Source organism: Brevibacillus daliensis (assembly GCF_021245735.1).
In the GTDB taxonomy this organism is placed as follows: Bacteria; Bacillota; Bacilli; order Brevibacillales; family Brevibacillaceae; genus Brevibacillus_B; species Brevibacillus_B daliensis.
Map to the genome: position 1 here is coordinate 71,668 of NZ_JAJISB010000003.1, position 17,120 is coordinate 88,787.

Annotated in this window: 14 protein-coding genes and 1 riboswitch; of the genes, 11 read left to right on the plus strand and 3 right to left on the minus strand. The window is 40.7% G+C overall.

Going from position 1 to position 17,120, the window contains the following annotated elements; all coding sequences use genetic code 11:
- Positions 1-290 precede the first annotated feature (290 nt).
- From LM917_RS03160 to cydC, 10 genes are all read left to right on the plus strand, one after another.
- Positions 291-1,319: an AI-2E family transporter gene (locus LM917_RS03160; RefSeq protein WP_232696043.1), complete on the plus strand. Its 1,029-nt coding sequence runs from the start codon at positions 291-293 to the stop codon at positions 1,317-1,319.
- Between the two features lie 236 nt (positions 1,320-1,555).
- A riboswitch (cobalamin riboswitch) is annotated at positions 1,556-1,745 on the plus strand.
- Between the two features lie 298 nt (positions 1,746-2,043).
- Positions 2,044-3,066, plus strand: a complete 1,023-nt coding sequence (locus LM917_RS03165) for a FecCD family ABC transporter permease (protein WP_232696539.1) — start codon at positions 2,044-2,046, stop codon at positions 3,064-3,066.
- Complete coding sequence (locus LM917_RS03170; RefSeq protein ID WP_232696044.1) at positions 3,063-3,863, plus strand: ABC transporter ATP-binding protein; 801 nt, start codon at positions 3,063-3,065, stop codon at positions 3,861-3,863. Before LM917_RS03165 ends, LM917_RS03170 begins: the two co-directional genes overlap by 4 nt.
- A gap of 6 nt (positions 3,864-3,869) precedes the next feature.
- Positions 3,870-4,946 carry a class I SAM-dependent methyltransferase gene (locus LM917_RS03175; protein WP_232696045.1) on the plus strand — a complete coding sequence of 359 codons (1,077 nt, stop codon included), beginning with the start codon at positions 3,870-3,872 and terminating at the stop codon, positions 4,944-4,946.
- Positions 4,947-5,002: 56 nt separating this feature from the next.
- A complete protein-coding gene (locus tag LM917_RS03180) occupies positions 5,003-6,019 on the plus strand; it encodes an ABC transporter substrate-binding protein (RefSeq protein WP_232696046.1) in 1,017 nt (338 codons plus the stop codon).
- Between the two features lie 20 nt (positions 6,020-6,039).
- Complete coding sequence (locus LM917_RS03185) at positions 6,040-6,408, plus strand: (2Fe-2S) ferredoxin domain-containing protein (protein ID WP_232696047.1); 369 nt, start codon at positions 6,040-6,042, stop codon at positions 6,406-6,408.
- A gap of 411 nt (positions 6,409-6,819) precedes the next feature.
- Positions 6,820-8,223 carry a cytochrome ubiquinol oxidase subunit I gene (locus tag LM917_RS03190; RefSeq protein WP_232696540.1) on the plus strand — a complete coding sequence of 468 codons (1,404 nt, stop codon included), beginning with the start codon at positions 6,820-6,822 and terminating at the stop codon, positions 8,221-8,223.
- Positions 8,213-9,226, plus strand: a complete 1,014-nt coding sequence (gene cydB, locus LM917_RS03195; protein WP_232696048.1) for a cytochrome d ubiquinol oxidase subunit II — start codon at positions 8,213-8,215, stop codon at positions 9,224-9,226. The genes LM917_RS03190 and cydB overlap by 11 nt, the downstream gene beginning before the upstream one ends.
- Positions 9,226-10,950, plus strand: a complete 1,725-nt coding sequence (gene cydD / locus LM917_RS03200) for a thiol reductant ABC exporter subunit CydD (RefSeq protein ID WP_232696049.1) — start codon at positions 9,226-9,228, stop codon at positions 10,948-10,950. The genes cydB and cydD overlap by 1 nt, the downstream gene beginning before the upstream one ends.
- Positions 10,950-12,713 (plus strand): thiol reductant ABC exporter subunit CydC, encoded by a 1,764-nt coding sequence (gene cydC / locus LM917_RS03205; RefSeq protein WP_232696050.1) that lies wholly within the window; start codon positions 10,950-10,952, stop codon positions 12,711-12,713. Before cydD ends, cydC begins: the two co-directional genes overlap by 1 nt.
- 159 nt (positions 12,714-12,872) lie before the next feature.
- Here the strand turns inward: cydC and LM917_RS03210 are convergent, their stop codons facing one another.
- From LM917_RS03210 to LM917_RS03220, 3 genes are all read right to left on the minus strand, one after another.
- Positions 12,873-14,126: an MFS transporter gene (locus LM917_RS03210; protein WP_232696051.1), complete on the minus strand. Its 1,254-nt coding sequence runs from the start codon at positions 14,124-14,126 to the stop codon at positions 12,873-12,875.
- A gap of 108 nt (positions 14,127-14,234) precedes the next feature.
- On the minus strand, positions 14,235-14,831 hold the full coding sequence (locus LM917_RS03215) for a TetR/AcrR family transcriptional regulator (protein WP_232696052.1): 597 nt from the start codon (positions 14,829-14,831) through the stop codon (positions 14,235-14,237).
- Positions 14,832-14,963: 132 nt separating this feature from the next.
- A complete protein-coding gene (locus tag LM917_RS03220; RefSeq protein ID WP_232696053.1) occupies positions 14,964-15,938 on the minus strand; it encodes a cation diffusion facilitator family transporter in 975 nt (324 codons plus the stop codon).
- 319 nt (positions 15,939-16,257) lie between these two features.
- Here LM917_RS03220 and LM917_RS03225 point away from each other — a divergent pair, with 319 nt between their 5' ends.
- Positions 16,258-17,118, plus strand: coding sequence for a sugar nucleotide-binding protein (locus tag LM917_RS03225; protein WP_232696054.1), 861 nt, complete (start codon positions 16,258-16,260; stop codon positions 17,116-17,118).
- Positions 17,119-17,120 lie beyond the last annotated feature (2 nt).

Here is a 17,120-nt window from a genome sequence, read left to right on the forward strand (position 1 = left end):
ATTTCATGACAGGACCTTTCGAGTTCCATTGGAATAGTGGGCTTCTTTTTTATAAAATTGCTTTATCATTAAGGTGGAAATTGATCAATGTTAAACGAGAACTAAGAGAAAAATAATAAAATGTTAAAGAGTTATCGTATTCATATCCTGTATGAAATGGTAGAATAAACATACATTAACTTGCGTGAACTTCTGTTATGATTACACCTGTTTTTTGTGAGAAAGATGTAACCAAGTAGCTTGTTGTTGCGTACTAGGTATACCAACATAAAAGGAGTAATTGGATAAAAATGCCGCCACTTAAAGAGACGCTTCAAAGTTCGGGTGTGAAAAAAATAGTAGTTCTATTAACGATAGTTGCCTTTGCTTATTTTTTTAGAAGCATGATGAACATGATATTGTTTTTCTATATCATTACATTCTTAATGAATGAACTACACGTTTTACTTGTTCGGACAGGACGTATTCATTCAAAGATTATGCAAAAGATCATTCTTTTACTCCAATATGCAATTTTCATCTCTCTCATTGTTATAGGGGTATATAAGTTTTTACCTTCCGTTATAGAAGAAGTAACTCCTTTAGTACAGCAAATCATTAATTTTTATAAACAACCGATTGTGCTTCCTAATAATGTATATACCGAGTATATCGTTGATTATATCTCTAAAATTGACATTGCTAGTTATTTGAATAAGGGAATGGAATCTTTAGGAGCTCTTTTGGGAAGCGCCAGTAAGTTTGGTCTTAACTTCTTTCTTGGTACAATTCTCAGCTTGTTCTTCTTGCTTGAGAAAGAAAAAATTAAAGTCTTTAGTTCCAAATTTAAAACTAGTAAATTGTCGTATTTTTATAACGATCTAGCCTATTTTGGTCAGAAGTTCACTAACTCATTTGGTAAGGTAATTGAGGTGCAATTTATAATTGCGTTGTGTAATAGCTTACTTTCTATAATATTCTTGTCGATTATGGATTTCCCTCATTTGATCGCACTTGGAATCATGATATTTGTTTTAGGCTTAATTCCAGTGGCAGGGGTATTTATTTCCCTAATCCCGCTATGTGCAATTGCATTTAGTATTGGTGGGTTTGTAAAAGTAATTTACCTCTTACTCATGATTATTGTGCTACATGCATTTGAGGCATATCTGCTCAATCCGAAGCTAATGTCGTCCAAAACAAAACTGCCGATCTTTTTAACATTTGCAGTACTTCTAGTTGGGGAACATTTCTTTGGGGTATGGGGATTGATTTTGGGTATCCCAGTGTTTATTTTCTTGCTTGATTTACTTGAGATTAAGTTTTTGGAGAAAGAGTAATAAGGGATAGGCAATAGACAATTTCATATGATAAATGTCCCAATTAGTGCTGGCTGATTGGGATTTTTTATTTCTTGAAAAGAGTAACGGTGAATGAAAAAAATAAGACTGAATCATGTGGTAAAGCCAAGTTTTCTGTTCTGTAAGAATTTTTCTAATTCAGCAATTATATTAATAGATAGAGAATAAGATTGCAATGAAACCTGTTTCACTATAATATTACTAAATAAAATGAATATGAAATGATACAACTAGGTGCCTTAGTAAAGCGAGGCATAAAAGGGAATCGGGTGTAAGTCCCGAGCGGTCCCGCCACTGTAACCGAGGAGTTCTCTTTCACAAATGTCACTCAAACTAATCGTTGGGGAAGACGAAAGAGCGCATTGATTCGGGAGCCAGGAGACCTACCTAGATTGTTGATGCCTAAAGAACCTTCGAGGAAAGGAGAGGTGTACGAAAAGATAGTACGACGAGCAAATTTATGCGTGTCGAATTGTTTTGATTGTATACACTGCCCCATCTTCTAAGGTGGGGCTTTTTTATGTACGCGAAACACTTGAAACGAGCAGGATCCTTATTGCTCTATGACAATTCATCATGCATGAGAGGGAGTTGCAAATTGAGTGACTTGGTTACAAACCCCCTGCAAAAGAAAACTGTGCAATCTGAATCACAAGCACGTTTGACTCAAAGGGAAGGTAAACTGTCGCTACGAACGATTATTATGTTGTTGAGTAGCTTGTGTGTAGTGTCAATTACGCTCGCCGTTATGCTTGGTCCAGTGAAAATTGAGCCATTCACGGTGTGGAAAATCGCATTATCACATATCCCCTACATTGGAGACTTTATTGAGCCAGATTGGAGCAAATCGCAGGAGAACATTATCTGGACGATTCGATTTCCGCGTGTTCTCCTCGGGGCTGTGGCAGGGGCAGGACTTGCTTTGGCTGGTGCTGTTATACAGGCACTACTGCGTAATCCGCTAGCTGATCCATACATACTAGGTGTTTCTTCAGGGGCTTCAGTAGCGGCCACAACGATTATCATATTTGGCGGGTTTCAGATTTTCGGTCAGTATGCGTTATCCATTGGTGCTTTCCTTGGAGCCATTGTTTCGATAGTGATCGTCTATATTTTGGCACAGGTCTCGGGGAGGATTAATAGCTCACGTCTGCTTTTGTCAGGGGTAGCTGTATCTATGGTACTTTCTTCAATAACCAACTATATTGTTCTATCAGCACCGAAAGAGCAGGGAATGAGGGATGCCATGTTCTGGATGATGGGCAGTTTCTCTGGTGGGAAATGGGAACATTTAATGATTCCAGCTATAGTCGTGGCTGCTGGATTAACGTTTTTATTATTTCAATATCGTGCTCTAAATGCTCTGTTGATGGGAGAAGAGACGGCTAAGACACTCGGTATCAATACGGATTCTCTTAGGAAAATTCTAATTATCGTCATCTCACTATTGACAGGGGTAATCGTGGCTGTATGCGGTTCTATTGGATTTATTGGACTAATGATTCCCCATATATCCCGATTTCTAATTGGGTCTGACCATCGACGTGTTTTACCGGTAAGTGCATTACTTGGAGCGCTTCTCATGATCTGGGCTGATGTAGGAGCTCGGTTGGTGCTTGCACCGCAGGAAGTGCCAGTCGGGATCATAACCTCAATATGTGGCGGCCCATTTTTTATCTGGCTTCTAAGACGAGGTAACAATTCGCTTGGAGGGGGTAACAAATGAGTGTACAAGTAGAGAGTGTTTGTTTCCAGATTGGGCAAACCTCAATCATACAAGATGTATCAATCCGTGTAGCAGCAAAGCAATTTGTTGGGATCGTGGGTCCGAATGGAAGCGGGAAGTCAACGCTACTTAAAATGATATATCGTATCCTGCAGCCAGATATGGGAAGGGTTATTTTTGATAATCAAGATGTGTTTCAACTACCTGTGCGCACGATCTTTCAAAAAATGGCAGTTGTCAGCCAAGAGGCAGTACAGGACTTTGATTTTTCTGTACAAGAAGTCGTTCTGATGGGACGTACTCCGCATAAACGAATGTTTCAATCTGATACGGATGAGGATCATTTCATTGTCGAACAGGCATTATCTCGTGTAGATATGGGAGTGTACAAAGACAGGAGTTTTACGAGTTTATCTGGAGGAGAAAAGCAACGGGTATTGATTGCGAGAGCTCTAGCTCAGCAAGCAGAGATCATTGTGTTAGATGAGCCGACCAACCATTTGGATATTCGCCATCAACTGCAATTGATGGATCTTGTCAAAACCTTGAAAGTAACTGTCATATCTGCTTTACATGACTTAAATCTCGCTTCTACATATTGTGACTATCTATATGTCATGAATAAGGGGCAGATAGCTTGCGCAGGAACACCTGTAGAAGTGATGAAACCAGAAATACTCCGAGAGGTTTTTGGTGTGGAAACAGAAATCATCACCCATCCCGTAACGAAAAAACCGCATATTACTTTTTTGTCACACTGTTCACTAAAACTAGCACCGGCAGTAGGAGGGGGATGAGGAACGATGACGTTTTGGAAATGTAGTTTTTGTAACTTCATGTATGACGATTGGTACGGAGATAGTCGAAATGGTGTTCCAGCAGGTATTTCATTGCCGGAAATTGCAGGTAGCTTGTGCTCACGATGTGGTATGCAAGGAGCAAGGCACAAGAAGCAAGCCAGTCCATTTTACACTGGAATGGAGGCTGAGTATTATGATCAATTTGCTGGAAAGGCAGGGATTGCTTTTTACCGGAATTGGCTTCTTGAACAGGAAATGTCACCTGTTGTATTGGAGTTAGGTGTGGGAACGGGCAGAATTGCCACCGAGGTTGCAGAGAAAGCGGGAGCTGTATGTGGAGTAGATTGGAGCCCTGACATGTTGAAGGTGGCAAAAACGAAGCGTGACAGGATTTTCAGAGGGAAAACAGAGCGATTGGAATTGCTCGAATCAGACGTAATGGATTTTGATTCTGGCAAAAGCTTTTCACATATCATTTGTTCAGATGGGTTATTTCAACATTTTACTCATATAGAAGACCAGATTGCGCTGCTTCAACGAATTCGAAGTAATTTACAGGAAGGTGGCTCAGTCGCCATCGATCTGATGCTCCCACCTGCAGGAGAAGAGTGGAAAACGGCACGACGTAAACGGTTACCCAACGGAAAAGTAGTCTATCAACAAGTAGCAGGTGAGACGTCCCTACGTCGACAACTGTTCCATTTCTCAGTTACATATGAGGCATTTATAGATGGAGTTGAACAGACTCGCTATCGCATTGAACGCGAGTATTCGTTACTGACTCCTAAAGAACTAGGGTTGCTCTTGTCAATGGAAGGATTCAAGGTTACTCATACCTATGAAAATTATGGGTTATCAAAGCCGTGGCGAACTGCCCTTCTCACAGAGGTCCAACCGATGCTTGCTCCTCTGCACCCAGATGAAACACTTGATGAGGTACTGGGAGTCAGGAAAGATAATTTACTTCGTCCCTATCAAGAGGATGTGTGGGTGAACGGTGGCTATCCGTTTGACACAGAAGGTGTTCAAGCGAATGCAAATCATGCATCAAGATTTACACTGATTGCGAAAGTGTGCTAATGGAACAGAGTAGAGGGAAATGAAAAATCATACTAGAAAATAAGGGGATTTTGCACATGAATAACAGACACAAGGTAAGATTTTTATCCACAATGGTAATACTCCTCGTGCTCGTACTTACTGCATGTGGTAACAAAGCAACAAATACACAAGAGGGTGCTTCTAATGCCCAAGCAACTACCTCCCAAGAAACAAATGGGTATCAACCATTTGAACTAACCAATCTGGACAATACCATCACTTACACCCAAGCTCCAAAGCGGGCAATTACCTTAAACCAACATGCTACTGAGGTCATGCTTGCTTTAGGATTGCAAGATTCCATGGTTGGTACTGCCTATTTGGATGACAAAATTTTGCCAGAGTTTCAGGAAGCTTACGCGAAAATTCCTGTGTTGTCACCGAAATATCCATCTAAAGAAATATTCATCGCACAAGAACCTGATTTTGCTTATGCAGGCTGGAAGAGTGCTTTTACAGAAAAAACATTAGGTACCGTTCAGGACTTGAATCAAGCGGGAATTAACACGTATGTTCAGGAATCTTCTATCAAAACTGCACCTAGTTTAGAGGATGTATATACAGACATTCAGAATATCGGGCGTATATTTGGAGTAGAAGATAAGGCGAACGAATTAATTGATACGATGAAAAAAGAGATTGAGAACACTACAAAGAAAATTGGAGAGGTAACTACTCCGGTGAACGTATTTCTATATGACAGCGGTGATGATAAAGCCCTTACGGCTGCAAATAACTACATAACCCAATTGATTAAGATTGCTGGCGGAAAAAACATTTTTGATGATATTGAAAAAAGTTGGGCTGAGGTAAGTTGGGAAGAGGTAGTTAGCCGGAATCCAGACGTAATCGTCATTATTGATTATGGTGATCAGTCAGTAGACCAGAAAAAAGAGCTTCTCTTGTCCAAACCAGCACTAGCCGACGTCACAGCGATTAAAAACGAGCGATTCATTGTACTACCTCTATCAGCAGTAGCCGAGGGAGTTCGTGCTCCGATGGCGCTTACTATTTTGGGAGAAGGTTTTTACCCAGATCGTATGAAAGAATAACGGGAAAAGGGAGACTATGTATGGCTACTTGGGATTTATCCCGAACCAACCATCATATTTTAATATGTAATGGTGGAAGTTGTATGAGAAAAAGTGCAGAAGAAGTGACGCAAGCGATTCGAAGTGAAATCAGTCGCTTAGAGGCTCATGATCTTATTCATACGACAAGAACACGTTGCAACGGTCGTTGTGAAGATGCTTGTGTTGTTATTGTTTATCCAGAGGGTATCTGGTATAAAGATATTGGTCCTAATGAAGCACCGCTTATCGTGCAGCATCACTTACTAGAAGGAAAACCGGTTAGGGAGTTTGTTAGTCATGAGTACGCTCTACATGGTTTTGAACGAACAAAGGGTACAATAAGAGGGACTAATAAATCAGAGAAGTAGATAAAAAACAATATAATGAAGACTAAGCTTGGGCCATGAGGGATCCTCATGGCTTTTTTTTGAGAAAAAGTTTAATGACTTGGGATTGTGTAGATCAGTTACTCATACTCAGGGTGTATCTATTCGAAAAAGAAATATGTGGCAGTAAAATGAATGTTGTTCGAATTCTTAAACTTAGACCGAAAATATGTGACATTTATCACACGTGATTACGGTGGCATCTGGCAAAATAACTTCAGGATAGATATAAAACTAAATTGTTAAAAAAACTAAGAAATGAAATCTTCCTTTATAGACCTTAATTCTTGAGTCTTTTGGGAAGGTATTCATATGTGTCGGGGGAACAATTTGACAATTTTGTTAATACTCCTGATACAAAAATTATGAATGGCTAAGGGAGGAAAAGAAATGCTGGATATGGAAATGCTATCACGAATCCAGTTCGCTTCCACTACAATTTTTCACTTCTTTTTCGTTCCAATCACTATTGGTCTTGCTTTTTTTATTGCGATTTTGGAAACGATGTATGTAGTGAAAGGTGAAGAGCGTTACAAAGATATGGCTAAGTTCTGGGGGAAATTATTCCTCATTAACTTTGCTGTCGGGGTTGTAACAGGTATTATTCAAGAGTTTCAATTTGGTATGAACTGGTCTAATTATTCACGTTTTGTCGGTGACGTATTCGGTGCACCACTTGCAGTCGAGGCACTACTAGCATTTTTCCTTGAGTCTACATTTATAGGTTTATGGATTTTTGGTTGGGAACGCTTATCCAAAAAGGTCCACTTGCTTTGTATCTGGCTCGTTTCTTTTGGAACGACGATGTCGGCCTTCTGGATATTAGTAGCCAACTCATTCATGCAACGTCCAGTCGGATATCAAATGGTAAATGGTCGTGCTGAGATGAACGATTTCTTCGCACTCATTACCAATGGTCAAGTACTGGTAGAGTTCCCACATACTGTTTTTGGAGCATTAGCTACAGGTGCTTTCCTGGTTGCAGGTATTAGTGCATGGAAGTTAATCAGAAAACAGGATGTACCGTTCTTTGCAACTTCTTTCAAGTATGCGACTACCATTGGACTTATTACTTCTCTTTTAGTTGCTTTGTACGGTCACGCTCAAGCACAATATCTGGTGGGTACACAGCCGATGAAAATGGCTGCCAGTGAAGGTTTGTGGAATCAAAGTGAAGACCCTGCACCATGGACGGTTTTTGCAATGATTGATCCTGAAACGAAAACAAACACAATGGAAGTTAAGATTCCATATTTATTAAGTTTCTTGTCTTATAGTAAATTTGAAGGTTCCCTAAAAGGAATGAATGAACTTCAAGCAGAGTATGAACAATTATATGGTCCCGGTGACTACATTCCCCCTGTGAGTACTACCTTCTGGAGCTTTAGAATCATGGTTCTAGGTGGTACAGCAATGATTCTGCTTGCGATGTATGGTGTATATCTGACAGCACGTAAGAAACTGGAAAAAGGTAATACGATCTTTATGAAATTGATGGTAGCAGCTATTTCACTGCCATTTATATCTAATACAGCTGGCTGGATTATGACGGAAATAGGTCGTCAGCCTTGGACAGTATTTGGTTTGATGACAACGAAAGATTCTATTTCTCCTAGTGTAACAGGTGGAGAGGTACTCTTTTCTCTCATTTCATTTACAGTGATCTATACGATCCTGGGTATCTTGCAAGTGAAACTGTTCGTGAAAGAGATTAAAAAGGGTCCTTATCCTAAACTAGAGGCCGAAGCACATACGCATGATCCGTTTGATAAGGAGGATGTGACAAATGGCTCTTAATGAGATCTGGTTTATACTCGTCGCAGTTTTGTTCATAGGTTTCTTTTTTCTAGAAGGCTTTGACTTTGGGGTTGGTATGGCTACGAAGTTCCTGGCAAAAACAGATATGGAACGACGCGTTCTGATTAATTCAATAGGACCGTTCTGGGATGCTAACGAAGTATGGTTAATAACAGCTGGTGGTGCGATGTTTGCCGCATTCCCTCACTGGTATGCTACCTTGTTCAGTGGTTACTATTTCCCGCTTGTGATCTTGCTTCTTGCATTGATCGGTCGAGGTGTTTCTTTTGAATTCCGCCATAAAGGGCATACACAGAAGTGGAAAGATTCATGGGACAATGTTATTTTCATTGGAAGTCTATTACCTCCATTCCTATTTGGTGTTGTGTTCGCAGGATTGATTAAAGGCTTACCAATCGATGTCAACATGGAAATGCAGGCTGGTCTGTTTGATATGGTGAACGTCTACACAGTTGTAGGTGGAATTACCGTTACTCTCTTATGTTTTGTACATGGTTTAATGTTTACAACTCTTAGAACTGTGGGAGACTTACAAAATAGAGCACGTGCGATGGCTAAGAAGATGTTAGTACCGCTAGCGGCTTTACTAGCACTATTCGGAATCATGACGTACTTTATGACAGACGTATTCGAAGTGCGTGGAATCGTGTTAACTGCTATGGCGATTCTTGGCGTGATTGCGTTTGTTCTAATTGGTTTCTTTGCCTCTAAGAAACGTGATGGTTGGGCATTCAGTATGAGTGGTGCCGTTATCGTACTAGGGATATCGTCCGTCTTCGTAGGATTATTCCCTCGTGTAATGATCAGTTCGATTGATAGTGCGTTTAGCCTGACTGTCCAGAATGCAGCATCAGGAGCTTATTCATTGAAAATCATGACAATTGTTGCCTTTACCTTGTTACCATTCGTTTTAGGTTATCAAATTTGGAGCTACTTTGTTTTCCATAAACGTGTAAATGAGAAGGAGCACCTGGAATACTAATGAGTAAATCCCTGCTTGGATACAAAGGGAGTAAGCCGGTACTAGCGTCAGTTGCTGTGCTTACTCTCATCCAAACCATTTCAATTATTTTACAGGCAAAATGGCTGGCGGAATCTATTTCCGCCCTTTTTGCTGGACATTCACTGGAACAAATCACCACGCCGGTCATCTTGTTCCTATTTGCTTTTCTTATCAGAATCTTGTCTGGCTTGTTCCAGCAAAAAATTGCGTATCGATTTGCAGAAACGACTTCGGCGGCGATTCGCGGGCAACTGATGGAACAATTATTTAATCTAGGACCGCGGTTTGCCAGAATAGAAGGAACAGGTAATCTGGTTACGCTCGTACGGGAAGGAATTGGCCAATTTCGTACCTATCTGGAGATTATTATTCCACGAATGATAGCTACAGGTATTACCCCTTGGCTTGTTCTCTTGTTTATTTTTACGCAAGACGTACTATCAGGTCTGATCTTGTTGATCACCATGCCAATCCTGATTGCATTTATGATCTTGATTGGATATGCGGCGCGCAAACAGACCGAGAAACAATGGCACTCTTATCGCATTTTATCCAATCATTTTGTTGATTCCTTACGTGGCTTAGAAACATTGAAAGTACTTGGTCGAAGCAAAAGTCATGTAAAAACGATTGAAGATGTAAGTGATCGTTATCGAAGGGCAACAATGAAAACCTTGCGAGTTGCCTTTTTATCTTCCTTTGCGTTGGACTTTTTTACGATGCTGTCAGTTGCCTCTGTAGCGGTTAGTCTCGGTCTCAGGTTGATTGAGGGAGATATGACGTTACTAACAGGTTTAACTGTATTAATTCTTGCCCCGGAATATTTTTTACCCATTCGCATGGTCGGAGCAGACTACCATGCCACCTTAAATGGAAAAGAAGCTGGAGCAGCTATAGATAAAATTATTGGTACAAAACCAGATCAGGATAATTGCAGCGAACTCTCAGAATCCTACTCTTGGACAGGAAATAGCGAACTTATGATCCAAAAGCTTCGCGTTCAACATGATCAGGCGTCAAAAGCTTCTCTTGATCAGATAAACCTATGCCTTACAGGCAATAAAAAAGTTGGGATTGTAGGAGAGAGTGGAGCAGGTAAATCAACCCTGATTGATGTATTAGCAGGCTTTCTGCGCCCAGTGGATGGGGAGTTTATTCTTGAAGGGCACATGCTAAACAGCTTAACCTGTGAAACGTGGCAGAAACAGACTACGTATATCCCACAGCATCCTTACATTTTTGCTGGTTCGTTAGCTGAAAATATTCGCTTTTATACACCAGGTGCTTCAGACGAAGACGTAGAGAACGCTGTGGAAGCCGCAGGACTTAGTCCATTAGTTGCTAAACTGCCTAATGGATTACATGAACGTATTGGGAATGGTGGTAGACCACTTAGTGGGGGACAGGAGCAGCGTGTTGCACTTGCGCGTGCTTTTTTAAGTAATCGTCCCATTATCTTACTAGATGAGCCAACTGCTCATTTGGACATTGAAACAGAATATGAATTGAAGAAGACGATGCTTCCACTTTTTGAAGGGAAGCTGGTTTGTCTGGCTACACATCGATTACACTGGATGCTTGAGATGGACGTGATAGTGGTCCTTGATCAGGGAAAAGTGGTTGAGGTGGGGACACATCAGGAATTAGTAGCGAAACAAGGCTTCTATTATGAATTGCTTGCGACGCAACAGGAGGTGCTGTAATGAGGGGAAAAGAGTGGATTCGTCCTTATTTTCATCAGCATTTGCGTAGCTTCCTGCTGATTATTTTTCTCGGGGCGTGCACCATCCTATCGGCAAGTGCACTGATGTTTACCTCAGGAGACCTCATATCTAAGTCTGCGCTTCGACCTGAAAACATCCTGATGGTTTACATTCCGGTGGTACTGGTGCGTACATTTGGTACCAGTCGAGCGGTGTTTAGTTACGTTGAACGGTTAGTCGCTCATAATACGATCCTTCACGTACTATCTAATATGCGTGGACGTTTGTATAAAATTTTGGAACCACAAGCTCTCTTTGTACGCTCACGGTTTCAGACGGGTGATGTATTAGGCGTGCTTGCTGATGATATTGAGCAACTCCAAAATATCTATATTCGTACGATTTTTCCCAGTATAATCGCCCTCTTTATGTTCGTACTGACTGTGATTGCCTTGGGCTGGTTTGATCTGTGGTTTGCGCTTTATATTGGACTTTTTCTGATTATGTTGATCGTAATAATCCCGATTGGTTCATTATGGATGACGAAGGCAAAACAAGCCGAGCTAAAACAAGAGAAAAATCGTCTGTATCAGAAATTGACCGATGCCGTAATGGGTCTCGGTGATTGGATGATAAGTGGAAGAGCTTCACAGTTTATCTCTTCCTATCAACTGGATGAGGAAAATGCAACGGTACTGGAGAGCTGGCTAACACGCTTTGGAAGATGGCGAATGTTTTTTATGCAGATGATTGTAGCCTTTGTGGTGGTCGCAAGTCTCGTCTGGACAGCTGGAGAGTATGCAACGGGACAGCTTTCTGTTACATTAATCGCTGCGTTTGCCCTGGTTGTTTTCCCATTGATGGATGCTTTTTTACCTATTTCTGATGCCTTAGAGAAGCTCCCGCGCTATGAAGATTCTTTTGCCCGATTGGATGCATTAGATAATCCACTCGATAAACAAGTGAGTGAACAAGGAGCATTACCTACCAAGTTAGAAAATGAAGTAGTGGCGAAAGCCCACGAGAAAGCAAATCTCTCATTGGAACATGTATCCTTCCAATATGATTCAAAGGAGCATGCAGTTCTTGATATTAATTTGGAATTACCTCAAGGTAAAAAAGTAGCGATCATTGGGAGAAGCGGAGCCGGAAAATCAACTCTGCTAAAATTGATCCAAGGAGCGTATACACCAACTGATGGACATGTAAAAATCAATGGTGTAGATGCAAAGCTATATGGGGAAGAAATTCCAAGTGTGATTGGTGTATTACAGCAAAGCCCATATCTATTTGATACGACAGTAGCCAATAATATCCGATTAGGGAATCCGAACGCGTCCGATGACGAAATTCAAGCAGCAGCAAGACAAGTGAAGCTATCAGCAATGATTGAAGCCCTGCCGAATGGATACAAGACTCCTATGCATGAAACAGGCGAACGTTTTTCTGGGGGAGAGCGTCAACGAATTGCTCTTGCACGAATCCTTTTGCAAAATACACCTGTTGTCATGTTGGATGAACCGACTGTTGGATTGGATGCAAGAACGGAACGGAATTTGCTCCGAACGATTTTTGATACGTTACAGGACAAAACACTTATCTGGGTAACACACCATCTAGTCGGAGCTGAGCGGATGGACGAAATCATTTTCATGGAGCATGGAAAAATTGTAATGAGAGGTACACATGCCGAGCTGATGGAGAAATATCCTCGGTACCGTCAGCTATATCTCATGGATGCACCATGTCTAGAGAGTGAATAGTAGCCTCAGTAATAAATGAAACAAGAAAAGGAAGTATCGAACAGGAAACTCCTGTTGGATACTTCCTTTTTGCATTGTGGGAAAAAATTTGATCTTGCACCATTTTAAAACTTGAAAGTGACGTCACGTCATCTTTTATCATGAAGAGCAAGAGGAAAATTATCCTGTCACTTCGCTACTCAACTCTTTTTGCCCTTCTTTTGGTAAAGAGAAATTGATTTTAAGACTTACCAATGCACTGCTAGCAACGATGATTCCCGACACTATATATACAGTAACTAGCGAAAATTCTTCTTTCATGAAACCCGTAAGTAAGGAGGCTGCGATAATACTTGCTGTAAACATGGGAGCGATTATCCCGTTTACCCTTCCGATATGGCTTTCGGATACATATTGGATGAACCATGCACTAAGTAATACTTGAATGAAGGCTAAAAATACCCCGGTTAATAATTCAACACTTGTCGTTAACCAGAAGGAGGTAGACAAGCCTTCAATAATAGAACCAATGGCCAGAAATAAGATACTTGTTGACATTACGGCACCGCGATGGCGAGTTGTAAAGTTGCTGGCAGCTGAAGATAAGCCTATTCCGACAAACATTCCAATCCCTGCCGCAACCGTAAGCCATTGAAGAGATTCTTTAGGTAAACCGAGTCTTTCTGTCACAAGGAAAATTTCTAATGGTTGAATCAGACCAACACCAAAGCCAATAATGACTTGCACAACAGCTAGTAAGCGTAGATTAGCATTGGACCAAACATAGTGAAACCCTTCCTTGATATCTGTTCCAATATGGGTAGGCTCTTTTTGTTCTCGTTTGAAAGAAGGGAGAGCTAGTTGAATGAGAGAAGCAGTTAAGAAAATAGAAACCAATACGATAAGACAACCGTGCAACCCTAATAGCTGATACAGAGAGGTACCAATAATAGGGCCGGCAATTACGAATAGGGAAGAAAGTCCCTGCGTGATCCCCATAGCTGTCTGTACCTGAGAAGCTGGTACAAATCGCTTGAACAAAATAGAAGATGAGGGTACGGAAAATTGACTAACAATAGCTGAGATAGCCGTAGCAAAAAACACAGCCTGCCAGATGCCAGACGAGAGGCAAATCATGATGACCACGATTGATATAGCACTGAGTAAATCACCAATTACCACTGTTTTTTTCGGATTCCAGCGATCTGCGAAGACCCCGCCAAGTAGTGAGAAGATGAGAATAGGTGCCATTTCAAATACGGTGAGTAGCGAAATGGCAACAGCATTACCATTTGTCATCTCAGTTACAGCAAATAATAGTGCCATATTACGTACCCAGATGCCGACTTGTTGAAGTAAATCAGCAGAAGCAACAATGAGAAAAACCCGATTTCTCCATAAAGAGGGAGGAGTAGAGTCAATAGTACTTGTCATGTAAACCATCCTTTACAATTATTAAACTGACCGTTCGGTTTGATAAGGGGTGAAAAAGGAGATGGATGACGTACATCCATCTCCGTAAAGGTATGCTTCAGGTAATCGTTACGTTAATCGTATCCCATTCAAAAACAGATCAATTGCTTTATCATGGAGTTTTTCTATTTCTTCAGTCGTATAATCTTCAAATAAAAGGACTCCTAACCCACTAAAAATAATATGTAGCATAAGCGTAATTTTATCTTCATCTTCTGGTTTGAACTCCTGATTCGCGATTCCTTCCAATACGACTTCTTTTAGCAGAGGAATCGATACTTTTGACAACTCCACTACTTTAGCTGTAACTTCAGGATCTGCTCCTCGTGTTCCAGAGAACTCTATGGAAGCATGTAATAACGGATTGTTAAAATCGCTAGCAGATATTCGCCCATATATGTAGAGCTTTTCTGTTGCGGTAGCAGCAGTTTTAAATTGCTCCTTGCATTTCGTAACCCACTCCATCACGTTAAGTTCCAGCAAATAGAGAAACAATTTTTCTTTATTCTTAAAATGGTAATAGATACTCCCTTTGCTTGTTGCAGAAGCAAGTCGAATTTGGTCCATGGAAGTTGCCTGATAGCCATGCTGGATGAATAATTGCTTGGCAGCTTCAGCGATAGCTTGTTTTGTTTGTTCTGCTTCTTCAGCAGTTCGACGTGCCATTACAAGAGCCCCTTTCATTATTTGAACGATCGGTCAATATAATTCATTATAAAAAACTTGGAGAAATTGGTCAAATTGAAATAGCCTTCGAAGATAGAAGCTGGTTTGCAGCTATCATCGAGGGCTTTGTTATTATTCTTTCGGAACTTCACATTGTAATGTATCGTGGATAATACTGGAATCCTCAATCTGAAGAGTCGCATGCTCGATATGGTACTTCTCGGTTAATATGTGGAGTGCCTCCTTCAGGATCGGATAACTTGATAGCCCATCTTTTACCTGGAGGTGGCCACTTAGGGAGATAAAGCCTGAGGTGACAGTCCAGATGTGCAAATCATGTACTTTAATCACACCATCTAATTGAGTAAGGTCATCTAACACATCATCCGCATTGATATGGGAAGGAGTGGCTTCCATCAAGACATTGATCGCTTCTTTTGTCACTCTGTAAGCACTAATAATGATGAGAATCCCAACGATGATACTAATAATCGGGTCAGCGATGTACCAGCCGAATTTCCACATCAAAAGACCAGCGATAATCGCTCCCACAGAGCCTAACAAGTCACCTAATACATGGAGGAACGCACTTCGAATATTTACATTATCCTTGTAGTCACCGCGCATAAGCACAAAGGCAACCGCGATGTTTGCTAATAAACCAATAAAGGCTATTCCGATCATAGGTAGACTAGAAACTTGCGGTGGTGCTTGCAAGCGTTGATATGCTTCCCAAAAGATATAAAGTGAGATAAGAACGAGTGTAATCCCGTTAACTAACGCTGCTAGTATTTCGAATCGAAAAAAACCAAACGTTTTTTTAGCAGACGGTTTTCTTGCTGAAAAATAAACAGCAACTAAACTTAAGAACAAAGCAGAGGAATCGCTTAACATATGTCCAGCATCAGATAACAATGCGAGACTGTTGGTCTTTAACCCACCAATTATCTCTACAACAAGAAATATTGTAATAATGATGAGGGAGGTAGAGAGTGCTTTCTTATTCTCGCTACGGTTTACATGTCCATGACCGTGACTATGTAAATGATCGTGACCATGACCATGACCATGACCATGACCATGACTATGATTGTGATGTAATCCCATATTACATTCCCCTTTCCTTGTGAACCCAGTTACTCAGTTTTTTCTCTACTGTTATTATACATATAAAACAATAACATTCAAACGTTTATTTGAATGTTTGAATTAAAAATTTTTCTTGCCTATCTTATACCCATTTTCATCTGCATTTACTACATCTGATTTCGGGTCAGCTATTCTTCATTCTAAACCTGCCGAGAATACAATGCTATACACTGACGGATGACAAATCGTTTGCGAAAATAGGATTTCCCAGCTACTTTTTGTATACTTGAAGGAAAGGTACATGAAAAAAGACAAATAATTGAAGGGAGGAATCCTGTTGAACGTTCTAGTGCTTGGAGCAAGCGGTTATGTAGGTTCAATGCTGTATTCTAAACTTATAACCAAAATGGAATTTCGTGTCACAGGAACATGCTATAGGGAAGAGAGACCAGGATTACTAAAGGTGGATGTACGAAATGAGGAGAGCATTCGAGCTTGTTTACTTCAATCGAATCCAGAAGTCTTGATCTGGGCTTTGATGAGTGGAGAAGAAGAGGAGAAGCTCATTATGGAAGGTTTACGTCATACATGTACACACCTACAAAAAGATGCAAAATTGATCTTCCTTTCAACAGATGGTGTTTTTTCAGAAGGAAAAGGCGGATACTCTGAACAGGATACTCCTAGCTTTTTTCTCTCTGAGAGCAATCTCAGCCGATATTCAAATGCCAAATTAAATGGGGAACGCTTTCTTCAGGAGAGTTGGCCCAATCATGTTATTATTAGAATTGGACCTGTATATGGGCAAAAAGTAGATGGCTCATGGGATAAGAGAATCAGCTCATTTCTTATGCACCAACAACAGCACAAAGTACTACCGGCAGCAACAAATATGTACCGTTCCTTTGTTCATGTTGATGATGTCACAGATGCAATTGTGGAGTTATTACCACTATCATATCAAGGAATCATTCACCTAACCCCTGATCAGAAAGAGTCTCCTTATACTTTCTACTCGAAAATGGCAGTTTTATTAGGAGAGAGATCTAATAATCTCGTTATAAAAGATTTAGAAGAAACAGAAGCCAGTAAGAATGGTGTTCCATTCGACACTTCCTTACGCAGTATAGTTGCATCTACACTTCTAAGCAAAAAATGCAGGAATGTCGGAGAGGTACCCATTACGCTTCATAAATGAGA

Coding starts and splice junctions, on each gene's coding strand:
- LM917_RS03160 (WP_232696043.1), top strand. CDS start 291: ATGCCGCCACTTAAAGAGACGCTTCAAAGTTCGGGTGTGAAAAAAATA.
- LM917_RS03165 (WP_232696539.1), top strand. CDS start 2,044: ATGTTGTTGAGTAGCTTGTGTGTAGTGTCAATTACGCTCGCCGTTATG.
- LM917_RS03170 (WP_232696044.1), top strand. CDS start 3,063: ATGAGTGTACAAGTAGAGAGTGTTTGTTTCCAGATTGGGCAAACCTCA.
- LM917_RS03175 (WP_232696045.1), top strand. CDS start 3,870: ATGACGTTTTGGAAATGTAGTTTTTGTAACTTCATGTATGACGATTGG.
- LM917_RS03180 (WP_232696046.1), top strand. CDS start 5,003: ATGAATAACAGACACAAGGTAAGATTTTTATCCACAATGGTAATACTC.
- LM917_RS03185 (WP_232696047.1), top strand. CDS start 6,040: ATGGCTACTTGGGATTTATCCCGAACCAACCATCATATTTTAATATGT.
- cydB (WP_232696048.1), top strand. CDS start 8,213: ATGGCTCTTAATGAGATCTGGTTTATACTCGTCGCAGTTTTGTTCATA.
- cydD (WP_232696049.1), top strand. CDS start 9,226: ATGAGTAAATCCCTGCTTGGATACAAAGGGAGTAAGCCGGTACTAGCG.
- cydC (WP_232696050.1), top strand. CDS start 10,950: ATGAGGGGAAAAGAGTGGATTCGTCCTTATTTTCATCAGCATTTGCGT.
- LM917_RS03210 (WP_232696051.1), bottom strand. CDS start 14,126: ATGACAAGTACTATTGACTCTACTCCTCCCTCTTTATGGAGAAATCGG.
- LM917_RS03215 (WP_232696052.1), bottom strand. CDS start 14,831: ATGGCACGTCGAACTGCTGAAGAAGCAGAACAAACAAAACAAGCTATC.
- LM917_RS03220 (WP_232696053.1), bottom strand. CDS start 15,938: ATGGGATTACATCACAATCATAGTCATGGTCATGGTCATGGTCATGGT.